Consider the following 22,180-nt stretch of genomic DNA (forward strand, 5'->3'; position numbering starts at 1 on the left):
TTATATATGATTGAGATGTGCCCAAAAAACTCGATGAGGTGGTCAGCGTCATGAAGGTGCTGGCCAATCCCATAAGGCTAAGGATGATAGCTTCCCTGTACGACTCTCCGAAGCACGTCTACGCCCTTGCCAAGGAGATGGGGCTTTCCTATCCACTTGCGCTGCTCTACCTGAGATCTCTCGAAGAGGTGGGGCTTGTGGAAAGCACCGAGAGCAAAGAGGCTGGAGAAAGGGAAAAGAGGGTCTACAGGGTAAGGGACTTCGTCTTGGAAATATCTCCTAAGGAGATAGCGGCAATCGTCAGGGGTGAGCACCGTGAGCAAGGCTGAGCTTATACTTGCCGCCCTTACAAGTGCAACCATAGGCGCCGCGGTCCCCATAGCCTCGCTTTATTACATGAGTAAAGGGCTTAGCCCCGTCGTTGGGTTCGTGACCATATTTCTTTCCCTAGGAGTGGCGCTGGCGCTTGGAGCGATCGGCTTTGGAACGGGATATCACGATCAGCTCAACGTGGGGGACCTGGAGAGGATAAGGCTGCTGCGCGCCGGCCTCAGGTCCGTAGCAGAGGATCTGGACAGCTCGGTCGAGCTGCTGAAGGAGATAAGGGACCTGCTTTCGGTGGGCGATCAGAGTGAGCGACGGCCGCACCTTGGACGACATGAGCGATGAGGAGGTAATAGAGCTACTTGGAAAGAGGGCAAGCGAGATGCGGGAGCTCCTTGTTCAGATAAGGGATCAGCTCAAGAGGGTGGAGGGCAAGTGAGCAGTTTCGACAGGCATTACGCGCGGCTGGGCAGGGGAGAAAGCGATCCCTGCTTCAGGCAATATCCCGAGGGCGTGAGGACCGTAAGCGGCAGCGCTGCCTTTGACTCGTTGGCCGCGTCGAGGATCGCGTGCAGCGGCAGCGTGCTTGTGAACGGGGAGCTTGCCGCGCGGCAGCTGAGCGTTAGCGGATCGCTGCGCGCTGGAACGGTGTCCTGCTGCGACGCCAGGATCTCGGGCTCAGCCGTTGTGGCAGGTCCTGCCTCGTTTGGGACGCTCTCCGTGAGCGGATCGATGGTCATCAAGGAAAAGGTGGACTGCAGCGTTTGCGAGTCTTCGGGAAGCATCGAGGCAGAGGAGATCACGACAGACAGCCTCGAGGCCAGCGGCTTCATTATGGCAGAAGAGGTGAAGTGCACGAGATTTAACCTGGAAGGAGGGGGAAAGGTTTCCATCGTCAGGGCTACCGATGTGAGGGTCAACAGGAGCCCCCACAGGATCTTCTTGTCGTTCAGAAGGAAGGACTTTGAGTTCAAGGAGATCATCGCAACTGAAACGGCAGAGCTGAGCATGGCCGTTGGTCACCTCGTGGCAGCAAAAACCGTTAAGTTGGGAAGGGGATGCAGGGTGGATCTGGTATACTACGTGGATGACTACGAGGTGGAAGAAGGGGTATCTGTTGGGTCAGCCAATAGGGTCAGTTCCTTGGATGGGATCGAAGATGGAAATGGGAGTTGAAGTGAGGGACCTGACAAAGTACTACACTGCCCCAACGCTTACCAAGGCCTTGGATGGGGTCTCCTTTGAAGTCGGGCAGGGCGAGGTGTTCGGGCTGCTTGGAGAGAACGGAGCTGGTAAGACCACCCTCGTCAAGGTCCTTGCCACACTTCTGCTTCCTGATAGGGGAACGGCAAGGGTTGCGGGGCATGACGTGGTGAAGGAACCCTCTCAGGTCAGGATGTCCATAGGCTACGCCGGTCAAGACTCCGAAAAGTCCGCGTATTGGAGATTAACGGCAAGGGAGAACCTAGTCTACTTCTCGGTCGCTCTTCACGGCATGAAAAGAGAAGAAGCGGAGGCAAGAATAGAGGAGTTTGCTGATCAGCTTGGCTTCTCGAAGCTTGATCGGGAGTTCAGCTCGCTCTCAGGTGGTGAAAAGCAGATGGTGATCATAATTCGCTCTCTTTTGCACGATCCCAGCGTGGTCTTCATGGACGAGCCATCCAAGAGCCTTGATCCCCTTGCCGCCAGGAGGATGAGGGATTTCGTGAGGAAATTGGCGAGGGATGACGGGGTAACGGTTATGCTAACGACGCATAACATGCAAGAGGCCGAGGAGCTCTGCGATAGGTTGGCCTTTCTTGACGGTGGCAAGCTCGTCTTCGTTGGATCACCAGCAGAGTTCAAGCGCGTAGAGGCGTACGAGGTAATTGAAGTTGACGCTGACCTGAATGAGGTCGAGAGCGTCCCCGGCTTAGTGGAGATCAGAAGGGGGGCAAGCACCAAGCTGCTGGTAACCGATACCTCCGAGGCACTACCGGCCGTAATTGGCGTGCTGCGTGAAAAGGGAATAAAGACGAGGCTGAGGGTTGAGGGCCCTTCTCTAGAGGACGCTTACCTACACTTTGCGAGACAGGGGGATGAGCCATGAGCAACTTCTTGAGGCTTCTGGAGTACATGACTTGGCGCAGGTTTATAGAGCTAACTAGGTACAGGGCTAACCTTGTGGCAGGCATCACGAGCCCGCTCATATGGTCTGCAGCGTTCTTCCTCCTAGTTCCCTTTTACTCCAGAAGCGGGATGTCCTCAGTCATTGGCACGTCCAACTATGGTGCATACCTAGTGCTTGGTTTGTCCATGATATCGTTTCAGTCCATAGCCCTTTGGAGCGGGGCTAACAACTTTACGTGGGAGTTGACCACGGGGCTGATTGACTACTCCTTTTCATCTCCCATATCCAAGTACGCGTACATCGAGGCAGTGATAGTTTCGGATGCAGTGCTCTCGCTGATCCTGTACGATAGCCCGTTTCTTGCCGTTGCGTTCCTGCTATCTGCCCGCACGCTTTCGCTTCCCGGATTTGCGTATGGCATGATCGCATACGGCCTTACGATTGTCGCGCTATCTCAGATCGGGGTAGCGTTTTCTGCTCTGACGCTGCTGTATAAGAACGTCAGCAACGTCTTCGAGTTCATAAACATGGCGTTTCAGTTCTTAACTGGGATGATCATACCGCTTCAGGTTTTGCCGGATTTCGTAAGGGACGCTTCCGTCTTCATACCCCTGACTTTTGGCATCGACCTCTCCAGGCATTACGTGCTGCTTTCTAGCACGATCTTTCCCATTGACATGGAGTGGTTGGGCCTAGGCCTACAGCTCGCATCTCTTCTTTTAGCATCAACGCTGATATTCAGGTTTGTGGAGAGGAAGGCAAGGAAGAACGGTTTCCATTACGTCTGAAGCGTTCAAAGGCACAACTTTTTATCTTCGTGGGGTTGAGTTTCTTATGGCTGACGAGGCGGTGATCCTGAAGGAGGGGACCAAGCAACTGGCCGAGAAGGCTGGCGGATTACTGTTCGTCGTCGCTCTTCTCTCTTTTTTTGCGGTATACCCCTTGGGCCTCTCCTCCGCTTCTGCGCCTTGGTACACGATCGCGGCCACCCTTGCGGCTGGTGGAGCTTGCTCTTATGCCTTCGCTCTATCCCCGCTTGCTCGTGACCGCTTCGTTTTGACCAAAAGCGCGCTTTACGTTGGGCGCGCTAGGGTGGATGTCTCTAATGTGGATGGTGTGTCTCAACGCGGAGCTCACCTGGTCCTCGTGAAGACAAAAGACGGGCGTCTCATAAGAATATCGGTTGGTAACCCTATCCGCTTCATTGACGCGCTTAACGGCGTGAGCGCCAATAAAAGTAGGCCCGCTTAAGCTAGAAACGGGCGCATGGCAGACGTTTACCCGTCTTGATGGCCAGTGCCCGCTTTGCACTATTGCGCATGAACACCTATTTATGAGGACTTTTGACGTTATGTCGAAGAGCTCGGCAAGCTCTTCGCGGGTCGCGAGAGGCGCCGTGGCAAGAGGTTTACCTTTCGCAGTTTGCGCATAGCATGATGGTAAATCATTAATAGGAAGCTCGTAAGGGGCATATGGACGCGCGCGAGTACTGGGACAGGGTCAAGGGTTGCTGGATAGGCAAAAGTGCCGGTGGCACGCTGGGTATGCCCTTTGAGGGCAAGAGGGAAGTCAATCACGTCAGCTTTTACACGCAAGGCTTTGGTGAGCCAGCGCCAAACGATGACCTCGACCTCCAGCTTGTATGGCTTAAGGTGCTTGAAGAGAACGGCGTAAGCGTCGATTCGGTTACGCTTGCCTCTTACTGGCTAGACTACATCATAGTTGATTGGAACGAATACGGGGTGGCCAGGGATAACATCAGAAAGGGAATCATGCCGCCCATGTCTGGAAAGTTCAGAAACGGGTGGCAACACAGTAATGGAGGATGGATAAGGTCTGAGATATGGGGAAGCGTTTTCGCTGGAATGCCTCAAGTGGCCGCCCAATACGGTCTTATGGACGCAGGCGTTGATCACGGGGATGGCGAGGGGGCTTACGCGGAAGCGTTCACGGCCTTCATGGACAGCATGGCCTACTTTGAGGGCGACGTAAAAAAACTCATAAGGGATGCGCTTGTCATCCTTCCCCAGCAAAGCGGGGTAAGAAAGGCCGTTAACGCGGCGCTCGACTCATATGAGCGTGGGCTTTCATGGCTGGAGGCAAGGGACAACGTCATAGCCGCATCTGAGGAGACGGGATGGTTCCAAGCGCCCAGGAACCTGGGATACGTGGCCATAGGTCTCCTTTACGGAGAGGGTGACTTCGGCAAAACCGTGTGCACGGCCGTAAACTGCGGAGATGACACCGATTGCACGGGGGCAACCGCGGGAGCCATCATGGGCATAATCAAGGGGGAGAAGGGCATACCCAACGATTGGAAGTCCTACATAGGAGAGGAAATAAAGACCGTTGCCATAGGGGGATTTCAACCGCCAAAGACCATAACCGAACTGACCAACCGCACGGTGGCGATTGGGCTTTACGCTCACTCGCTTCACGGGTTAGCAGACGTTTCACGTGGTGAGATATATCCCTCGCCTGTCAGCGCTAGCCCACCGTCTGTTGATGCTAGGCGTGTTGAGCTGCGCCAACGTGGCCTATCGTTTGCGCTTAACTTTAGGGGCGGAATTGAGGCGCCGCCCAATTCCTCGCTCGGCTTTGACCTCATCGTAGGGAACAGTTCAAAAAGGGCCGTCAGCTTTTCGCTGAAAGGCGAAGGGCTTGACTTTGAAAAAAGCGCGCTAAGGGTTGAGAGCGGACAGCAGGGTACGGTGCGGGTAAGAGCTGACGTGACGAAGTACGGCTTTAATAGGTACGGCATAACGGTAACCACAGACGACGGGTGTTACTGCGTACCGTTTGCTCTTTTCGGCACGCTTACGCCTTCGGGAATGAGCGATCGCGCTTCAAGTAACATCGCCGTTGAGTACAAGGATGCGCTTGCGATAGACGAACAAGGAAGACCCGCTGGAGGAGTTATTCACGCAATAGTCACGGATGATCCGTCCCGGACGTTCCACTTTAACTCTTCCCCTCCACCTCACGAGGTCACCATATCTTTCCCTAGCGAAAAAACGGCATCGGAGGTGGTCATCAACTTTACGTCAAGGGGAAGACCCGTTGATTTCAGCGGCTACGTGCTAAAGGATAACGCGTGGGAAAAGATCTTTGAAGAGCACAATTACGCAGATCCCATAGGATACAGGAAGCTATTTTCTCCGATCAGGATCAGCGCCTTCAAGCTTGTGATATACAGGGTTGAAGGTGGAAACGCCGCCGAGCTTAGCCAGATAGAGATATACTAGCATTTGAAGCGGCCCGATAAGCGAACAAGCACCGTTATGCGCGGGGATGGCTCTCGCGCTTGAACTTTGAAACGGCGCAACGCTCCAAAAGCGCTAGCCTTTCCTCCGAAGCCCCTTTGTGTGGCCCCTCAAAGGGGGCTCCACGGGGGAACCCAAAGCGCTTGGGAAAGCGACCGCGCTGGGCTCGTGGCAGCCCCTCCTAAACCGGTCTTTCCCATCAAAAGCGATGGGCCAAAGAAGGAGAGGGCCTCGTCGTTCAGGTTTGAGCAGTACGCCAGCCGTGCCTTTTGCGACTGCCGCAGGGAACGGGCGCCCATGTTCGGCCCTCTTAAAATGTATATATATCGATTTTGAGTATTAGTTATGGTAATCAAAGTAGCGCTTCTTGGGCATGGCTTTATAGCGAAAGCCCATGTTCGTGGATTTATTAGCGCAACCGAGCTCTATGGCGCCGAAAAGCCCGCGCTAGAGGTTGTGTATGGGCGGAGAACGGACGCGCTCTCGGACTTTGCATCAAGGTTTGGGTTTAACACATATACCACTGATCTTGAAAAAGCTTTAAGTCAGGGTGACCTCGTTGATAACTGCTTGCCCAATCACCTTCACGCGCCGGTCGCGATTCAGGCCGTTGAGAGAGGGAAGCACGTCCTGCTAGAAAAGCCCATGGCGGTTTCCGTCGAGCAGGCCGAGGAGCTCGTTTCTGTCGCAAGGAGGCAAGGGGTCAAGGCATCGGTAGGTTTCAACTACAGGTTTTTACCCGCGATTTCGCTTGCAAAGCGGCTTATTTCTGAGGGGAGATTGGGAATCGTTCACACGTTTAGAGCTGCTTACTTGCAGAGTTATCTCGCCGATCCCAACACGGTGGTTGCTGAGTCCGGTACCCTGATCGGATGGAGGCAAAAGAAGGAGCTTGCCGGAAGCGGGTCATTGGGCGATCTTGGTTCGCATGCCATAGACCTTGCGCGTTACCTGATAGGAGATATATCTCATGTTGTATCGCAAGAAAAGATCCTCTATCCGGAAAGGCCAACTGGAAGCGGCGAGAAAATAAAGATAGAGGTGGATGACGCTTTCATGGCGCTTGTGAAATTTGCCCAGGGAGCCTTCGGCTCCATAGAGGCCTCGAGGATAGCCCCTGGCATGAAAAACCAGCTCAGGGTAGAGGTTCATGGAAACAGAGGAAGCATAAGGTTTAACTTAGAAAGGCCAAGCGAACTGGAGGTCTACTTAGAAGAGGAAGGCGACGCCAAGGGCTTTCGCGACGTCATAGTCGACGATCCTAACTGGTGGCCGCCTGGCCACGTGCTGGGCTGGGAGCACTCGGTGGCGATCGAGGTCTCTCATTTCCTGAAGGCGGTTCAAGAAGACGCCCCGATTTACCCAGCCGCGACCTTCGAGGATGGCCTAGCGGTACAGAAGGTCTTAGATGCCATAGACAGGTCTGCGCGCAGCGGCAGGTGGGAGAGCATAAGCTAAGCCCTCAAGCTGAGTAAGGGCTGTGTTGAGGTGATGTCGCCGGATAGTCAAAGGCGTCGATGGCTGTGGTTCTTCAAGATGAGCACGACGCCGAAAGCGGCGATTATCGCCGAAAAAGCTGCGGCGTAGACATAAAGAGTGAGCAGGGAGATGTAGGTCGAGCGATTGATGAATGGGTTTAAGCGATCCCTTCCCATTACAGCCGCTATCTGCCCTACGCTCATGGTGAGGCTCGTTGCCCCCACAACAAGAAGAATAAAGCCAATTATCTCGTTGGTCCCGGAATCCACGGGTTAACAATCCGAGATGACTTAAACGGGTAGCTGCGGGCGGAAACCCATTGCCGCGCAAGGAAGCCGTTCACGGCACTTAAGGGGATTTTCACTTTATCGGTAGAGATCCATCCCTTAGGTGGTTTAAGCAGCGTCAAAAATACCGGCACCTTCCCTGGCTTCTGAAAATGGCGCCTAATGCTCTCTCGATGGGCATGATGCAAAAATAGCGCAAGGTTTTTAAATAGGCTTTTCATAACGTCAAGATGTCATTTAAAGACTTGCGGCAGCAACGCCAATATCTGCGATCGGTTTGGTTGGAGCCAACAACGATGCTTTAGGTTTATCGCGCTGCCAAGGTACTTTAACCCCGTGTGGGGGATCGCGCCCCGAGGTGCTGTTCTTATGATTAACGATATCAGGGCGCGCATAGATGAGCTGGATCGTCAGCTCGTAGACCTGCTTGCCGAGAGAATGCGCCTTTCCCTTCAGCTCGGTATCGAGAAGTCTAAGCTAGACATGGCTATCGTTGATGGCGCGCGGGAACGCGCGGTACGCCAGCTCTGGAAGGAGATGTTCTCGAAAAACGGGCTCTCCCCATCGCTTGCGGATGGCATGCTTGACGCGCTGCTTAGGGAGTCCAGGCACCTCCAGCTAAGGGCCAGAAAACCCGCGGACGTCATGATAGTTGGCGAGGGAAGGATGGGAAGCCTCCTTCAACGGTGCCTTGCGGATGCAGGTAACAGGGTTGCCAAGGTAAGCGCCGAGGGAGCCGCTAACGCCTATGCAGGCCAAGAATTTGTGGTGTTGGCCGTACCTCCCGAGGCCCAGTTAGACATGAGCTTTGCAAGAGGAGCCATAGTTATGGACATTGCTTCATCAAAATCCCTCATATTTCGTAGGCTGGAGAGGCAGTCGGAGAAGTTGGGCTTCCGCTACGTAAGTACTCATCCCCTATTCGGCGCGGTTGAAGATCCCTTCGAAGAAACGGTAGTTGTGATTCCCTCGAGGACAAGCGGCGAGGGGCTTACAAGTGTCAAGGATCTGTGGCGGAGCGCCGGGTTCAGGGTCGTCGTTAGTTCAGTTGAGGAACACGAAAGGGCCATGTCTGCCGTTCAAGTGATGGTTCATGCTCACTTGCTCTCGCTTATGTCCTCGCTTAACCAGTTCGCTCAGATCAATGGGATTGATCCATATCGTTATGAGACGAGGACACTCAGAAGGCTCAGGCCAATACTCGATGATCTTTCGAAAAATGAGCGCGTGGTGCGGGAAATAAGGGAACAGAACTCATATGCAAAGGAAGCTCTGGCGCTTTCCAGGAAGGCTTTCAACCGTGTCGCAGGAGGTGAGCTCGCTTGATGATATACTTCCTCAGCGAGGAGGCGCCTTTTAGGGACGCCATTTCAAGGTCGTCGGCATCATACGTCATGGTTAACATATACGGCAGAAGGGTGGCGCTAGCATGGCCCGACGAGATGGCACCGCGTCCAGTGAAAGGTGGGACATTCATGAGCATAAGAAGACCGTATGTGCTTTCGTCCAGGGACTTTAAGCCGGATGACACGGTGGTTGACGTCGGAGGAGTTAGCGTCGGGCCTGGGAAGCTGACCGTGGCCGCAGGGCCATGTTCAGTAGAGGATGGGGATGAGCTTTTGGAGCTTGGGGTCTCGCTCAGGCGCGCTGGCGCTGACATGCTTCGCGGAGGTGCCTTCAAGCCAAGGACCAGTCCCTACAGTTTCCTGGGGCTCGGAGAGGAGGGCCTGCGCGCCCTCGCGAGGGCAAGGGAAGAGCTGGGGCTACCTGTGGTGAGCGAGGTCCTAGACGCGGCGAGCCTACCGCTTTACAAAGACATAGACTTGATGCAGGTTGGAACCAGAAACGCGCAGAACTTTCCGCTTCTTCAGGCCCTTGGCGACTTCAACAAGCCGGTTCTGCTCAAGAGAGGCATGAGCAACACGGTTGAGGAGTGGCTTGCCGCCTCCGAGTACGTGCTCTCGCGGGGAAACGGAAGCGTCGTGCTCTGCGAAAGGGGAATAAGGGCTCCTGGTACGCCAACGCGCTTTTCACTGGACGTGGGAGCCATACCAAAGGTCAGGCGGCTAAGTCATCTTCCGATCTGCGCTGATCCAAGCCATTCCGCCGGTGACAGAGATCTTGTGGAACCTCTTGCTCTGGCGGCGGTGGCAGCGGGGGCAAACATGTTGCTCGTTGAGGTGCATCCGCACCCGGAAACGGCGTTAAGCGACGGCGATCAGCAGATAACTCCGGACGCCTTCGCCCTTATGATGAAGAAGGCGAGGGCGCTCTGGGAACTAGTTAACCGCACGGAGGTGAAGGAGAGAGATGAGTTGGAAGGGCGAGTACGAAACCGCTTGCGGAAAGACGTCGGTGGCGGTAGGACAGGGCGCGCTGGACCTGTTGAGCTCGTTGCGGGGAAGGAAGGCGGTGGTATCTCCTTCAGTCCTCGAGGACGAGGCCATCGAGCTATCGCGCGGGCTTAACGCAGGGCTTTACCTGCTTCCCGATGGCGAGCGCGCGAAGAGCCCGAGGGAGGTAACCTCCCTGCTTAGGTGGCTTTACGGCATTGGCATGACTAGGAAAGACTGGATCATAGCGTTTGGAGGCGGAACGGTAAGCGACGTGGCTGGCTTTGCTTCATCCATATACATGAGGGGGACTATGTTTGCAACCGCCCCAACGACTCTTCTGGCTGCGGTTGACGCCTCGTTGGGTGGAAAAAATGCCGTGAACTTTGCCGGTGTCAAGAACCTAATAGGCACCATAAGGCAACCCTCCCTTGTTGCCGTTGACGTGGGTCTTCTGAGGAAGCTTCCGGATCTGGAGCTGAGGAACGGCATGGCTGAGGTGATAAAGTACGCCATTTCTCTAGATGGGCACCTCTTCCGCTACCTTGAAGAGAAAAAAGCTGAAGTGCTCTCGAAGGGCAGGGCACTGGATGAGATCATAATCAGGAGTATCGACATCAAGATGCGCGTGGTCGCACGGGATGAGCTTGACCTCACGGGAACAAGGGCAGTGCTCAACGTTGGGCACACTTTTGCGCACGCGCTGGAGGCGGGAAGTTCTTTCTCTCTCCCGCATGGCTTAGCGGTGGCAGCTGGCATCTCCATGGAGTGCTCGCTGGGCAATAGGCTTGGAATAACCTCCGAGGCCGCAGTGCATGGGGCGCGCTCGCTGCTTCGCGGCTACGGTCTGCCGCAAGGTTTCAACGACTTGGCTAGCCTATTGAAGCGCTTCAGCCTGTCAGCAGCTCTCAGGGCAATGGCCACGGACAAGAAGCTTGGGAGTGATGGAATGGCAATCGTTCCCTTCGTCACAGAGATAGGCAGATGGAGGCCCGTGGAGCTGTCGCTTGACGAGCTTAGATCGGCGTTTCGGGAGGCGGTTCGGTCGTGACGCTGCGCTTTGCGCTTATAGGGGAGGACCTTTCCCGCTCTCCCTCCAAGGCCATTCACACGTACGTCTTCGAGAAGCTGGGCTTTAGCGCCGATTACGAGCTGTTGCCCGTTCGCAGGGATGAAGCGAAGAAAAAGATCCCTCACCTGCTCGCGGAGCTTGACGGTCTCAACGTGACAACTCCGTACAAGGAGGACGTGGCCATGATGCTTGTGGAAAGTGGATGCCTGAGCGAGGAGGCAAGAAAGGCCATGTCTGTCAACACGATATGTCGCGGAAAGGGATACAGCACGGACTACGTGGCCGTAAAGAGAGTTCTAGAGCACCTACAGCGCAAAGTAGGGCAAAGTTGCCTTCTCGTGGGCGCCGGAGGGGCCGCAAGGGCCGCATCACTGGCGCTTGGCGAGCTCGGTTTCACCGTTGAAGTATTGAACAGGAGCGAGCACAGGGCCAAGCGGTTGGTTGATGACATGCGTGCGCTGGGCTTTGACTTCTTCATGTGGGACGGAGAGCGCGATGCGGACCTCGTGGTAAACGCCATCCCACCTGAGCCGCAGCTGAAATTCAGGCCAAAGGCGTACCTCGACTTCTCGTATTTGAGAAGGGCAGAAATGGGAAGCGAGATCAACGTTGGAGGAGATGAGATACTCGTCCTTCAGGCGCTTGAGGCAGATGCCATATGGTTTGGGGACGAGGTCCGTAACGTGGATGAGAAAGAGGTGCTGGAGGTTGCCAGGCAGTTCATTTGGAAAGGCGATTAAGGTAACTACCTTTGGTGAGAGCCACGGGCCTGCGGTGGGAGCCGTAATAGACGGTCTTCCGGCAGGGCTGCCCATATCGGAGGACGACATCAGCTTTGAGCTGAGGTTCAGGAGGCCCGGGCGCCGCTACGTCTCCACAAGAATGGAGCCAGACAGGCCGGAAATAATCAGCGGTACGTTCAATGGAGTTACCACCGGGATGCCGCTGACCATCGTTGTTGAGAACAGGGATGCCGTTCCAGCTTTTTACGACGAGATAAGGTACAAGCCAAGACCGGGGCATGCCGATCTCCCATACGTAAGGAAGTACGGCTACGAGAACTGGGACTACAGGGGAGGTGGAAGGTCCAGCGCGAGGGAAACGGTGGCCAGGGTGGCCGCAGGGGCAGTGGCAAAGAAGCTCTTGATGCTGACTGGGACCTTGGTCGCGGGGTACTTGAAAAGCGTGGGCGAGCTGGAGGAGCCTCGCGATCCCGCGTTCGAAGACGTGCTGCGCTCCAGGAGGTCCGAGGTCAGGTGCGTTTCTATTGAAGGGGAGGTCAAAAAGCTCATAGCCAGGCTGGCGGCTGAAGGAGACAGCGTGGGAGGGGTTGTGGAAGTTAGGGTAAGGGATCCTCCGCGGAGCCTTGGAGAACCGGTCTTTGATAAGCTCAAGGCCGATCTGGCCAAGGCCTGCATGTCAATACCGGCGGCGGTGGGTTTCGAGTACGGCATGGGCTTCCCGGGTTCGAGAAGAAGGGGAAGCGAGGTGGCCGATGAGATAAGGGTAAGGGGTGGCGAGCCCGTCTTTGAGAAGAACGTGGCTGGAGGGATCCTAGGAGGACTGAGCACGGGCGACGAGATGGTCATTAGGGTGGCTTTCAAGCCCACGAGCTCAACTAGAACGCCCGTGAAAACCGTGGACCTGCGCGACATGAGCGAGACCACGTTATCGGTGGGGGGCAGACACGACCCTTGCGTTGCCATTAGAGCCGTTTCGGTAGTGGAGTCGATGGTAGCCCTTACGCTCGCAGATCACGCCAAGAGGGTGGGGATCATCCCCACTGACAGAATCGTTAACGCCGAAGAGGTGCAGAAAAGATGGGAGGAATACGTGAAGGCATGACAGATGGTAGGGCGTGCGCTTCTGCGAGGGGAGGCGTCTCCGTGGTGAACGCCCTCGGTTGCGGCTTTGGGTCTACCATGGCAGTCGAGCTCAGGGCAGAGAGCTGCGCCCTTGCGATGCCCTCCAATGACGGACAGGAGGAGCTGATTAGGTACCTCTCGCTTTACATGAAGGCTCTTGGGGCTGACGTGAGTTTTGAGGTGAGCTCAGAAATCCCACCCTCGCAGGGATTGAAGAGCAGCAGCGCCGTTTCGGTCTCGGCGCTTTCAGCCGCCCTATCCCTGCTTGACGGCCCCATCGAAACGCCATCGATCCCGCTGCAGGAGCTGCTTCCGCTTCAACTTGAACCGTGGGAACTGGAGCTGCTTTCCAAGAGCCGCTACCCTCCCCTGTTGTCCGCGCTCATAACCAAGGGTGTGGGACTTTCCGTAACTGGGGCCATAGATGACGCCGTCGCGAGCTACCATGGGGGAATGAGCTTTACCGACAATGGTCACTACGCCACACTAAGCATAAGGGAACCGCCTGACGACGTGTCGGTCCTCATATTCATCATGCCCTATGGGCGGGGAAACGTGCGGGCCCTGAGGGACTACGAGGAAGAGTTCAGAAGGGCGTTTTACAAGGCGCTTGGCGGCGACTTTTACGATGCCATTAATATAAACGGGAGGGCCGTGGCGATGGCCATGGGTTACTCGATTAAGCTGCTGAAAGTCGCGCTCGCCAAGGGAGCGCTGGCATCGGGCGTGAGCGGAAATGGACCATCGATGTTTGCGCTGACGAGAGAAGGAGACGAGGGGCCCCTCATAGAGGTCATGCAGAGGTTTTCGCTTGGGATGATAATCACGAGGCCTGCGCGCGTTGATGATTGACATAGATAGGGCGATCGTGGGGGGCACGGTTAGGGCGCCGCCTTCCAAGCCCTTAACCATGAGGTTTCTGTTGGCCTCGCTGTTAGCTGACGTGACGTTGATCGGCCTTGAGGACGTCCTCGCGCTTGACTTCCAGACCACGCTTAAGGCGCTTAATAAGCTCGGAGTTCGTTCGCGCATGGAAGCGGGTGCGCTCGAGCTCTCTCCTCCTTCCCATTTCCCATCTTTCGTCGAAATAGATGCCGGGGGATCTGCGTCCCTTGTCAGGATGCTGGCGCCAGTGCTGGCGGCAGCGGGCGTTAGGGCGCGTTTCGACGGAGATCAATCCCTCAGGAGTAGGCCCATGACTTCCCTCGTGAAAAGCTTGGAGGCTGCCGGCGTCCCGGTGGCGCATGAGGGATTTAGGTTGCCCCTAGAGGTGAGAGGGCACCTCAAGGGAAAAGAGCTAACCGTGTTCGGAGAGGAGAGCAGCCAACAGGTCACTGGTTTTGTTTACGCGTTGGCGCTCCAGGGAGGAGGGGAGCTGACGGTGAAGGGCCTGAGCTCGAGGTCTTACGTGGAGCTCACGCGTTGGGCCCTTTCGCAAGTGGGGATAACCGTGAAGGAAAACGAACAGGGATACTCTATCGGTGGAAGTAGAGGCGGGGTCAGAGGTGATCGCTACAAGTTGACCATAGGTGGGGATTATCTCATATCTTCATTTTACGTTGCGGCCTCCATGCTGACCGGTGGTAGCGTAAGGGTTGAAGGCCTTTATCCTCAGCTTGACTTCTTCGGTGATCACTCGGTGGTGGGCGTCTTTTCGGCACTTGGCGCAGAGGGAGGATTTCACGATGGGATTTGGGAGGCCAAGGGCTGGAAGAGCGAAAAGGGAATGCTGGAGCTTGACTTCGACGAGTCGCCGGACATGGCTCTTTCCGTCTCGCCCTTGTTGGCAGTGGCCGGAGGAGAGCTGAAGGGAGTGTCGAGGCTGACGCTGAAGGAGAGCGACAGGATTAGCGGCATGGTCAGGATAGCTGAGTCGCTTGGCCTTCCGGCGGCTGCAAGAGATGATTTGCTCGCGTTTAAGGGAGGTGTGCCTAGAAGGGGCGTCGTCGATCCGCGGGGAGATCATAGGCTTGCCATGATGTCCTCGTCAATCATGGCGGCCTCCGGAGGAATCATAGAGGACGCGACGTGTGTTTCCAAGAGCGATCCGCTTTATTGGGACAGGTACGCGTCGATTGGGGGCAAGATAAGATGGTTGCGAGGCCGAAGGTCGTCATCTCCGTTCCAGTAAGGGATCCGTCACAACTGGTTGGGCTTTCAGCGCTCGAAGACCGGCGCGCGGACCTCGTGGAGCTACGCCTTGATTATCTCAGATCACCCAGCCAGCTAAATGACTCGATATTGCAGGACCTACTAGCTCACAGGGATAGGGTGCTGGTAACCGTGAGGGATCCTCGCGAGGGAGGAAAGCTCTGGGTTGATGATGAGGTCAAGTCGAGTTTCCTGAAGGCCGCAGACGACATGGGCTTTTCATACGACGTTGAGCTGAGCTTCTTGAAAAGAAGGGAAGACGTACCACCTGGCCGTGTGGTGTCAAAGCATTGCCTGGGCGAGCTTCCTTCCATCGCCGACCTTAGAGAGGAATTCGGCCCCTTCAATGAAAGTATCAGAAAGCTAGCGGTTACGCCCGTGGGAAGTTACAGATCTCTGCTGCTTTCGTTTCTTGAAGAGTTTCCTGGCTCGGCGGTCATGTCGCTTGGAGGAGATTGGAGGGAAAGGATCGCCCTTTCTCTGCTGGGCTCAAGCCTGCTTTACGTTCACGCCGGCGAACCAACCGCTCCAGGCCAGGTAAGCGCTGACAAGGTGTGGGCGCTGCTGCCTCAGTTTGACTCGGGACGACCGAGCTTTTTCTTGAGGCCTTGAAGGCAGTTCTGGCAGCAGGCGTAGTAAGTCCTCCTTCTCTTCTTGAATAGGATCGGTGTTCCCTGTATCGGTCCTCCGCAAAAGTCACAAACGAGATTAGCCTTGATCACCTTTTCCCCGACCTTCCCGGTCCCAATGAGATAGGAGCTCTTATTTGGTATGTTCGACAGGGCATGTTCTATCTCATGGATATCCGCGCCCTTAACCACCATTAGGCGGTTTCCATCGATGAGGTCGTAGGCCTCCGCTCCTTCCGGTACTGGCGTTGACCTCGTGCTCACGACAAAGGCGTAGAGCGAGCCATCGTAGAACCGGGGCACGAATGCGATGCCCTTTTTCTTTAGCGACTCTATGAGCCTTGATGCGGTGGCCCTGCTCACACCTATCCTTCTTGAGAGCTCGGTAGCGGACATCCTTCCATCTTGCATCAGCGCCTCTAAGGCCCTGTACTCGTCGTTGGTAAGCCTCTCGACTTTTTGATCATCCATATGTTTTTCCGGCCAACTCGGTTTAAGTGTTTCCAAAAAGGTGGAAAAATGCTCATTTGTAGCTGGGGTCGTGAGAAATTTGGCCTTATCGTGAGCGAATTTGCGTCAAATTTGAGCGAAATGTTAAAAATAACCCTTATGGGGCCTGCACTGGATATGCCATCGTGAGCGTCTTAGATCCGGTTTGCGGAATGAAGGTCGAGGAAACCACTGCGTACAGGTCCCTGTACAGGGGAAAGGTCTACTATTTCTGCAGCCAAAACTGCAAGAAGGAGTTTGACGCGAATCCAGATAAGTACTTGAGAGAAGGGCCGCACGTCATGAAGGGCTGCTGCTGACGGGTGATTTTTTTGTCCTCAAATGTCAAGGAGCAACAGCTGAAAGTGGTGGGCATGCACTGCGCCACGTGCGTGGTCACCGTGAGCAAGGCCCTAAGTTCCGTAGACGGGGTTAAGAAGGCTCAGGTCAGCTTGGCCTCAGGGCAGGCCAGCGTGATAACCGAGGGGGTGAGGCTAAAGGACGTCGTGGACGCGGTTAGGAAGGCCGGGTACGACGTGTTGGTCGCTAACGTAGCCTTGAGGGTTGACGCGGGTCGCGAAGAGCTGTCTTCGCTCAGGAAGAAGGTCGAGGAGATAGATGGCGTGGTCTCGGTGAGCTTCGGGGATGGGGTCTTGAAAGTGGTGTACAATCCGTACTCGCTCAGCCCAGATCAGCTTGTGCAACAGCTGAAAGCGATGGGCATCCGCGCCTCAGTGAGCGAGGGAAAGTCTGAGCTCCCAGAGGTCGAAGCCGCAAGGGCCGAGCTCAGGTCCATGATGAGGAGGCTCTTGGTAGCGATCGCCTTCACAGTACCCACGGTCGCGCTGGAGTTTTCGGGCTTCCCCCTTTACGCGCTTCTGGCCTCCGTCCCGGTGCAGTTCTACTCGGGCCTCACGTTTCACCGCGGCGCTTGGAGGGCGCTGAAAAACCGCACCACGAACATGGATACCCTTGTCTCATTGGCGTCTAACGTGGCGTGGTTCTACAGCGTCTTCTCTCTGGCTCAGGGCGGGCAAGTGTACGTGGATACCGCGGCGCTGCTGGTAACCTTCGTGCTGATCGGGAAGACCGTCGAGGCCTACGTGAAAAGTAGGGCCGTCACGTCTGTAGTTAGGCTTCAGGTTAGCGAGGCAGCAAAGCTGGTCGACGGCAAGCAGGTTAAGGTGAGCTCTTCGGAGCTTAAGGTCGGCGACATGGTGATCCTTAGGGCCGGGTCCCAGGTGCCGGCGGACGGCGTGATTGACGAGGGCCAGATATGGGTGGATGAATCCCTGCTGACCGGCGAGGTTAAACCCGTCGTAAAGGGCGTCGGTGAGGCGCTCGTAGGCGGTTCGAAGGTGATATCGGGGTACGCGAAGCTCTACGTCACGAGGACGGGCGAGAGCACGTACCTGGCTCAGGTCCTAAACGCGGTGAGGGAAGCGCAGACCGCGAGGTTGCCGGTTCAGGATACCGTGGACAGGGTGGCAGCCGTTTTCACGCCCGTGATACTTGCGGCCTCAGCTGGGGTGCTCGCATTCTGGCTTTTGAGGGGCTTTCCGCTGAGCGCGGCTCTCTTTTTCGCGGTGGCAGTACTGGCGTCAGCTTGCCCATGCGCGCTTGGCCTCGCGACGCCCATGGCGGTCCTCACGTCTGTCACGGAGCTTGCGAAGAGGGGAATCACGGTTAAGGATGGAGAGGCCTTGCAGCGCCTCAGCAAAGTGAGGCATGTGGTGTTCGACAAGACCGGGACGCTAACCGAGGGAAGGTTTGAGGTCAGGAAGGTCAAGGAGGTCGTTCCGGGAGCGATGCGGGCCGCGGCCTCGGTGGAAGCCCTGAGCTCGCATCCCCTTGCCGCTGCCATAGCCTCTGCGTCAAGCGCTAAAGAAAAAGTCGAGGGCTTCATGGAGTTTCCGGGCGAAGGAGTTTACGGAAAGGTAGGAGGGCATGAGGTGGTCGTCGGTAGCCCTTCCTTTGCCCGCAAGAACACGGACGAAAGCGTTAAGGAGTGCGACGTAGTGGTTCTAATGGACTGGAAGCCGGCTGCCTTAGTATGGCTTGGTGACAAGCTGAGGGAGGGCGTGAAGGAAGCCGTCGATGAGTTAAAGGCCGGCCATCACGTTGTGGTGGCAACAGGGGACTCGGGCACAGGTGCCCGGTGGATTGGAAAGGAACTAGGCGTAGAGGTGGTGGCTGGGCTTCTTCCTGACCAAAAGGTCGAGCTCGTGAAAAAGCTGAAGGAAGACGGACCGGTGGCATTCGTGGGCGATGGCATAAACGACGCTCAAGCGCTAAAAGAAGCCGACGTGGGAATAGCCATATCAACGGGCACGGAGCTGGCCAAGTACGCGGGAGACATAATCATGCGCTCGCCAGCTCATCTGCCTTACTTGATGAGGGCGTCAAAGCTCACTGTAAGAAAGGTCAGGGAAAACCTGGCGTGGGCGTTCGGATACAACTCTGCCCTGGTGCCCTTGGCAGCTGGCCTTCTCTATCCTGCCGTTTACATCTCTCCTCCAGTAGCTGCCTTGGCAATGTCCATGAGCAGTGTGTTCGTTACGCTTTGGTCAGTTGCTAGGAAGTAAGTGCACGAAAAGGCTACGCGGACGACCACGCGATCACCCTGGGCGAACATCTTATAAGCGGCTCAGCCTCCTAACCATGCCAAGTTTTTCCATAGAGGGAAATGACCTGCAGTACGTTAGGTGCCAGCTTGGAGCTGGCGAGAAGGTTTACGGAGACGCCGGCCACTTACTCATGAAGAGCACGACGGTCCAGATGAACACGATAATGAGGGGAGGTCTTATCTCCGCTTTGAAGCGCGAGGTAACTGGAGGTTCGTTCTTCGTTACGGAGATGAGGGGGCCAGGAGAGGCCGATTTCGCGGGCATTTTCCCTGGGAAGGTGGTTGAGGTCGACTTGGGCCAACCCTTGCTGGTTGAGTCTCACTCTTTCCTCGTTGCTGAGGACACGATACAGTACGATGCGAAGATGGCAAAGCTTTCTGCGGGTTTCCTCGGAGGTGAAGGTCTTTTTCTTGCAAGGTTCACGGGTACTGGCAAGCTATTCCTTCACGCTTACGGCGCGCTAGAGGTGCTGGACTTGAAGCCAGGCGAGGAAATACAGATAGAGGCATCTCACCTGCTGGCCCTTCAGGACGGCATGAGCTATGGTGTATCTACTGTGGGAGGTATAAAGTCAATGCTCTTCTCAGGTGAGGGATGGTTCTTCGTAAACGTCAGGGGTCCAGGAAGGGTTTACCTGCACACTCTCACGGCCGCCCAGTTGGCTCAATCCCTTATACCTTACCTTCCGACTGGAGGACAGAGGGGCGGATTAGCTGTAGGCGGGATAAGCATATAGCCGTTGAATGGCTCCGCTGCTCGGACCTTAAACGAATCTTTGAAGGAGCGCTTCCCGCGGCTCGCATGTTTCCATTGTCATAATCTCCTCTTAAGTCACGTGTTGCAAGTACCGTAAGGCATAGAAGCAAGCTGAGCCTCCGATTTTGAGAAGCTCGAGCGCTTGTGTTTCCTTAAGCTATCCACGAGAGAACCGAACGTTAATCATAGGGCTATGAGCCTCGTTGTCAACTGGGTCACGCGCAGCCATACAGCTTTGGCGCCTAATTCATCGTTATGGCATTGCAAGGCATACGTTGTGTCAATACGCGGCAATGCCTGCTATCCCGAAGACGCGCTTGAAAGCTAGCCAACACTGAAACGTTTCCGTCTCCTCGGGTTACCTTGGTAGACCGGCAAGTTTTTAATTTCCGAACTTATGTTCGGCGGAGATAACCATGTATAGCCTTGAAGCCATGAAGGCGAAGATAACCCATCTAAAGCGCGAGAGAGGCATCCTGCTGCTGGCGCACAGCTATCAGCGCCATGAGGTACAGGAGGTCGCCGACTTTGTGGGGGACTCGCTCGACCTATCCCTTAAGGTCATGCAGTCGCCCAGCAAGATCATAGAGTTTGCTGGCGTGCGCTTCATGGCGGAGACCGCCGCGCTCTTTGGCAAGAAGGTCCTCGTCCCAAAGGAGCCCAAGTACTTGGGATGTGACCTCGCTGACTCCATAACGGTAGATGATGTGATCGCGTGGAAGAGAAAAAACGAAAGAGGTCTCGTTGTTTCCTACGTCAACACCTCAGCTGACGTGAAGGCGGTTTCGGACTACGTATGTACATCTGCAAACTGCTTGGAGGTGGTCAAGGCGCTGCCCGATGTGCCTATACTCTTTGTGCCAGACTTGAACTTGGGGGAGTACGTCAAGCTGCTCTCCGGAAGGGATATCGTGACTTGGAAGGGCACGTGCAGGGTTCACGCGGGCATAACTAAGGATAAGGTACTGGCCGTAAGCAGCCGTTATCCAGGGGCTGAGTTGCTCATTCATCCCGAGTGCCCGGCCGCCCGCGAGCTCTTCGGCGCTAGTGGCGTTCGCGTGGCCTCGACTCAGGGAATGGTTAAGATAGCGACCTCCTCGCCTTCAAGGGATTTCGTTGTGGCAACCGAAGTTGGTATGGTAGACAGGCTAAAGAGAGAGGTCCCAGGTAAGAACTTCATACCGGTATCAGAGGAAGGCGTTTGCCCCTTCATGAAGCTTATAAGCCTTGATGACATATTGGCCTCGATTGAGGGAGGCTTTTACGAGATATCTCTGCCCTTGGGCGTAGCGGAAAGGGCAAGAAGGGCCATCGTGAGGACCTTCGAGCTCCTAGGAATCGAGGTGAGGGCCTAGGTGCGCGTTATCGTCGTTGGCAGCGGTATAGCAGGGCTGAGCGCTTACCTTAGACTTAAGGAGCAAGGATTTGACGTTTTGGCTCTCACCGCCCAATTTTCAGGGGGAAGTTCTTGGAAGGCACAGGGAGGCGTAGCCGTACCGCTCGGCGAAGAGGACGTTGAAAGCCACATCAAGGACACCTTGACAGCTGGAAAAGGTTTATGCGATGAGAGCGTCGTCCGCTACGTTGTGAGGGCGGGTATGAGCGTCATGCGCTGGATTACGTCCTTGGGGTTTAATCCAGCCACTGAGAGGTCTATGGAAGCTGGCCACAGTAGGGCAAGGGTCGTAAGGGGAAAAGCAGCAGATGACATAGGCGCGGAGCTCATGTCAGTTCTCACAAAAGCTGCAGGAAAGCTGGAGACAGCGCGGGCAATACGCGTAGATACAAACGGCGAGAAGGTTGTGGGCTTACAAACCGATAGGGAGTACCTCACGGCGGACGCGGTCGTCTTAGCCACGGGAGGGTACTCTGGGCTTTACGAGTACAGCACTAACGACGGAGATGGAAGCGGCATAGCCATTGCGCTGAACGCGGGAGCGCTGGTCAGAGACATGGAGTTCGTGCAGTTTCATCCAACCGTGGCCTTCTTGGGCGGCCAACCATTCCTTCTGACCGAAGCGCTCAGAGGAGAAGGCGCAACTCTAGTCAACGACGGGGGCGAGGCGTTCATGAAAAGGTACGATCCCCGCGGGGATCTTGCCACAAGGGATGTCGTGGCAAAGGCCATATTTGAAGAAATAAAAGAGGGAAGAAGAGTGTACTTGGACCTATCAAGGGTAAAGGACGTTCGGGTTAAGTTTCCAAACGTTACCAATTACTTGGCAAGGCACGGCTTGGATCCAGACGAGGACCTCGTGGAGGTTTCGCCTGCAGCTCACTTCACCATGGGCGGGGTTGCCACAGATGCCTTGGGACGCTCCTCAGTGAGGGGCCTCTTTGCCATCGGAGAAGCGGGCAATGCCCTAATGCATGGCGCAAACAGGCTTGCAAGCAACAGCATACTTCAGGCCCTAGTGCAGGGCTACTCTTGTCCCGACGCCATTAGGCGCTATTGCGAGGGAATTTGGCTCGAGGCAGATATTGGCTCCCCAAGTCCTGGGCACGGAGACGTGATCTTGGTTAGCGCTGAGGTCGATGTTGCCGGGAACGTGACGGCGCTCGAAAAGAAAATTATGTGGCAAGAGGTAGGGATCGTCAGAAGCGAAGGAGGGCTTGAGCGCGCTGCAGGGGAGCTCAAGGGCATAGGGAGGCTTGTCGCCGTTAGCGCCCTTTCAAGGAAGGACAGCGTTGGAGCCCATCAGAGGTCTGACTACCCCAATCCTCCCCCCTTTCCTTACCACGTCTACGTAAAGGTGAAAGCAACTGATTGAGGCCAGGCTATTCGCGTACAGGCT

At 55.7% G+C, this 22,180-nt stretch carries 24 protein-coding genes and 1 pseudogene; 22 read left to right on the forward strand and 3 right to left on the reverse strand.

Translation table 11 applies throughout. The features are described 5' to 3' along the window. Positions 1–50 precede the first annotated feature (50 nt). The 8 genes from PRZ02_RS02570 (at position 51) to PRZ02_RS02605 (ending at position 5,679) form a co-directional block, all read left to right on the forward strand. Positions 51–329, forward strand: a complete 279-nt coding sequence (locus PRZ02_RS02570; protein WP_449464280.1) for an ArsR/SmtB family transcription factor — start codon at positions 51–53, stop codon at positions 327–329. Then, complete coding sequence (locus PRZ02_RS02575; protein ID WP_449464281.1) at positions 316–669, forward strand: hypothetical protein; 354 nt, start codon at positions 316–318, stop codon at positions 667–669. The genes PRZ02_RS02570 and PRZ02_RS02575 overlap by 14 nt, the downstream gene beginning before the upstream one ends. Next, positions 632–763 carry a hypothetical protein gene (locus tag PRZ02_RS02580; protein ID WP_449464282.1) on the forward strand — a complete coding sequence of 44 codons (132 nt, stop codon included), beginning with the start codon at positions 632–634 and terminating at the stop codon, positions 761–763. The genes PRZ02_RS02575 and PRZ02_RS02580 overlap by 38 nt, the downstream gene beginning before the upstream one ends. Next, the gene (locus tag PRZ02_RS02585) at positions 760–1,500 is read left to right on the forward strand and encodes a hypothetical protein (RefSeq protein ID WP_449464283.1); all 741 of its coding nucleotides are present in this window, start codon (positions 760–762) and stop codon (positions 1,498–1,500) included. Before PRZ02_RS02580 ends, PRZ02_RS02585 begins: the two co-directional genes overlap by 4 nt. Beyond that, complete coding sequence (locus PRZ02_RS02590) at positions 1,442–2,413, forward strand: ABC transporter ATP-binding protein (protein WP_449464284.1); 972 nt, start codon at positions 1,442–1,444, stop codon at positions 2,411–2,413. The genes PRZ02_RS02585 and PRZ02_RS02590 overlap by 59 nt, the downstream gene beginning before the upstream one ends. Then, the gene (locus tag PRZ02_RS02595; protein WP_449464285.1) at positions 2,410–3,222 is read left to right on the forward strand and encodes an ABC transporter permease; all 813 of its coding nucleotides are present in this window, start codon (positions 2,410–2,412) and stop codon (positions 3,220–3,222) included. The genes PRZ02_RS02590 and PRZ02_RS02595 overlap by 4 nt, the downstream gene beginning before the upstream one ends. A 46-nt stretch (positions 3,223–3,268) precedes the next feature. Next, a complete protein-coding gene (locus PRZ02_RS02600; RefSeq protein WP_449464286.1) occupies positions 3,269–3,685 on the forward strand; it encodes a hypothetical protein in 417 nt (138 codons plus the stop codon). 221 nt (positions 3,686–3,906) lie between these two features. Continuing rightward, positions 3,907–5,679, forward strand: a complete 1,773-nt coding sequence (locus tag PRZ02_RS02605) for an ADP-ribosylglycohydrolase family protein (protein WP_449464287.1) — start codon at positions 3,907–3,909, stop codon at positions 5,677–5,679. Positions 5,680–5,807: 128 nt separating this feature from the next. Here the strand turns inward: PRZ02_RS02605 and PRZ02_RS02610 are convergent, their stop codons facing one another. Then, the gene (locus PRZ02_RS02610; RefSeq protein ID WP_449464288.1) at positions 5,808–5,996 is read right to left on the reverse strand and encodes a hypothetical protein; all 189 of its coding nucleotides are present in this window, start codon (positions 5,994–5,996) and stop codon (positions 5,808–5,810) included. 46 nt (positions 5,997–6,042) lie between these two features. Between PRZ02_RS02610 and PRZ02_RS02615 the strand changes: the two genes are divergently transcribed. Further along, the gene (locus PRZ02_RS02615) at positions 6,043–7,155 is read left to right on the forward strand and encodes a Gfo/Idh/MocA family protein (protein WP_449464289.1); all 1,113 of its coding nucleotides are present in this window, start codon (positions 6,043–6,045) and stop codon (positions 7,153–7,155) included. Positions 7,156–7,202: 47 nt separating this feature from the next. Here the strand turns inward: PRZ02_RS02615 and PRZ02_RS02620 are convergent, their stop codons facing one another. Then, on the reverse strand, positions 7,203–7,445 hold the full coding sequence (locus PRZ02_RS02620; RefSeq protein ID WP_449464290.1) for a hypothetical protein: 243 nt from the start codon (positions 7,443–7,445) through the stop codon (positions 7,203–7,205). 387 nt (positions 7,446–7,832) lie between these two features. Here PRZ02_RS02620 and PRZ02_RS02625 point away from each other — a divergent pair, with 387 nt between their 5' ends. From PRZ02_RS02625 to PRZ02_RS02660, 8 genes and pseudogenes are all read left to right on the forward strand, one after another. Beyond that, on the forward strand, positions 7,833–8,789 hold the full coding sequence (locus PRZ02_RS02625) for a prephenate dehydrogenase/arogenate dehydrogenase family protein (protein ID WP_449464291.1): 957 nt from the start codon (positions 7,833–7,835) through the stop codon (positions 8,787–8,789). After that, positions 8,786–9,754, forward strand: a pseudogene (gene aroF / locus PRZ02_RS02630) (3-deoxy-7-phosphoheptulonate synthase); the annotation flags it as partial. The gene PRZ02_RS02625 and the pseudogene aroF, both read left to right, overlap by 4 nt. A 121-nt stretch (positions 9,755–9,875) precedes the next feature. Further along, positions 9,876–10,847: a 3-dehydroquinate synthase gene (locus tag PRZ02_RS02635; RefSeq protein ID WP_449464292.1), complete on the forward strand. Its 972-nt coding sequence runs from the start codon at positions 9,876–9,878 to the stop codon at positions 10,845–10,847. Then, entirely contained in the window at positions 10,844–11,608 is a 765-nt protein-coding gene (locus tag PRZ02_RS02640; protein ID WP_449464293.1) for a shikimate dehydrogenase family protein, read from the forward strand. The genes PRZ02_RS02635 and PRZ02_RS02640 overlap by 4 nt, the downstream gene beginning before the upstream one ends. After that, positions 11,577–12,713 (forward strand): chorismate synthase, encoded by a 1,137-nt coding sequence (gene aroC, locus PRZ02_RS02645; protein WP_449464294.1) that lies wholly within the window; start codon positions 11,577–11,579, stop codon positions 12,711–12,713. Before PRZ02_RS02640 ends, aroC begins: the two co-directional genes overlap by 32 nt. Next, on the forward strand, positions 12,689–13,585 hold the full coding sequence (locus PRZ02_RS02650; RefSeq protein ID WP_449464295.1) for a GHMP family kinase ATP-binding protein: 897 nt from the start codon (positions 12,689–12,691) through the stop codon (positions 13,583–13,585). Before aroC ends, PRZ02_RS02650 begins: the two co-directional genes overlap by 25 nt. Next, positions 13,578–14,864: a 3-phosphoshikimate 1-carboxyvinyltransferase gene (locus PRZ02_RS02655; protein WP_449464296.1), complete on the forward strand. Its 1,287-nt coding sequence runs from the start codon at positions 13,578–13,580 to the stop codon at positions 14,862–14,864. Before PRZ02_RS02650 ends, PRZ02_RS02655 begins: the two co-directional genes overlap by 8 nt. Next, positions 14,825–15,496 carry a type I 3-dehydroquinate dehydratase gene (locus tag PRZ02_RS02660; RefSeq protein ID WP_449464297.1) on the forward strand — a complete coding sequence of 224 codons (672 nt, stop codon included), beginning with the start codon at positions 14,825–14,827 and terminating at the stop codon, positions 15,494–15,496. The genes PRZ02_RS02655 and PRZ02_RS02660 overlap by 40 nt, the downstream gene beginning before the upstream one ends. Here PRZ02_RS02660 and PRZ02_RS02665 read toward each other — a convergent pair. After that, complete coding sequence (locus PRZ02_RS02665) at positions 15,454–15,984, reverse strand: TRASH domain-containing protein (protein WP_449464298.1); 531 nt, start codon at positions 15,982–15,984, stop codon at positions 15,454–15,456. The two genes, PRZ02_RS02660 and PRZ02_RS02665, sit on opposite strands and share 43 nt — an antisense overlap. 161 nt (positions 15,985–16,145) lie before the next feature. On the opposite strand from PRZ02_RS02665, the gene PRZ02_RS02670 reads away from it, so the two are divergent. The 5 genes from PRZ02_RS02670 (at position 16,146) to PRZ02_RS02690 (ending at position 22,156) form a co-directional block, all read left to right on the forward strand. After that, the gene (locus PRZ02_RS02670) at positions 16,146–16,322 is read left to right on the forward strand and encodes a YHS domain-containing protein (RefSeq protein WP_449464431.1); all 177 of its coding nucleotides are present in this window, start codon (positions 16,146–16,148) and stop codon (positions 16,320–16,322) included. A gap of 12 nt (positions 16,323–16,334) precedes the next feature. After that, the gene (locus PRZ02_RS02675; protein WP_449464299.1) at positions 16,335–18,587 is read left to right on the forward strand and encodes a copper-translocating P-type ATPase; all 2,253 of its coding nucleotides are present in this window, start codon (positions 16,335–16,337) and stop codon (positions 18,585–18,587) included. A gap of 76 nt (positions 18,588–18,663) precedes the next feature. Next, positions 18,664–19,365, forward strand: coding sequence for a TIGR00266 family protein (locus PRZ02_RS02680; protein ID WP_449464300.1), 702 nt, complete (start codon positions 18,664–18,666; stop codon positions 19,363–19,365). 436 nt (positions 19,366–19,801) lie between these two features. Then, positions 19,802–20,740 carry a quinolinate synthase NadA gene (nadA, locus tag PRZ02_RS02685; protein ID WP_449464301.1) on the forward strand — a complete coding sequence of 313 codons (939 nt, stop codon included), beginning with the start codon at positions 19,802–19,804 and terminating at the stop codon, positions 20,738–20,740. After that, positions 20,741–22,156 carry an L-aspartate oxidase gene (locus tag PRZ02_RS02690; protein ID WP_449464302.1) on the forward strand — a complete coding sequence of 472 codons (1,416 nt, stop codon included), beginning with the start codon at positions 20,741–20,743 and terminating at the stop codon, positions 22,154–22,156. Positions 22,157–22,180: the final 24 nt, after the last annotated feature.

It is taken from the genome of Tardisphaera saccharovorans (assembly GCF_046635845.1).
Lineage (GTDB): Archaea > Thermoproteota > Thermoprotei_A > Marsarchaeales > UBA168 > UBA168.

Coding starts and splice junctions, on each gene's coding strand:
- PRZ02_RS02600 (WP_449464286.1), top strand. CDS start 3,269: ATGGCTGACGAGGCGGTGATCCTGAAGGAGGGGACCAAGCAACTGGCC.
- PRZ02_RS02680 (WP_449464300.1), top strand. CDS start 18,664: ATGCCAAGTTTTTCCATAGAGGGAAATGACCTGCAGTACGTTAGGTGC.
- PRZ02_RS02570 (WP_449464280.1), top strand. CDS start 51: ATGAAGGTGCTGGCCAATCCCATAAGGCTAAGGATGATAGCTTCCCTG.
- PRZ02_RS02610 (WP_449464288.1), bottom strand. CDS start 5,996: ATGGGCGCCCGTTCCCTGCGGCAGTCGCAAAAGGCACGGCTGGCGTAC.
- PRZ02_RS02615 (WP_449464289.1), top strand. CDS start 6,043: ATGGTAATCAAAGTAGCGCTTCTTGGGCATGGCTTTATAGCGAAAGCC.
- PRZ02_RS02650 (WP_449464295.1), top strand. CDS start 12,689: ATGGGAGGAATACGTGAAGGCATGACAGATGGTAGGGCGTGCGCTTCT.
- PRZ02_RS02660 (WP_449464297.1), top strand. CDS start 14,825: ATGGTTGCGAGGCCGAAGGTCGTCATCTCCGTTCCAGTAAGGGATCCG.
- nadA (WP_449464301.1), top strand. CDS start 19,802: ATGTATAGCCTTGAAGCCATGAAGGCGAAGATAACCCATCTAAAGCGC.
- PRZ02_RS02625 (WP_449464291.1), top strand. CDS start 7,833: ATGATTAACGATATCAGGGCGCGCATAGATGAGCTGGATCGTCAGCTC.
- PRZ02_RS02595 (WP_449464285.1), top strand. CDS start 2,410: ATGAGCAACTTCTTGAGGCTTCTGGAGTACATGACTTGGCGCAGGTTT.
- PRZ02_RS02655 (WP_449464296.1), top strand. CDS start 13,578: ATGATTGACATAGATAGGGCGATCGTGGGGGGCACGGTTAGGGCGCCG.
- PRZ02_RS02665 (WP_449464298.1), bottom strand. CDS start 15,984: ATGGATGATCAAAAAGTCGAGAGGCTTACCAACGACGAGTACAGGGCC.
- PRZ02_RS02605 (WP_449464287.1), top strand. CDS start 3,907: ATGGACGCGCGCGAGTACTGGGACAGGGTCAAGGGTTGCTGGATAGGC.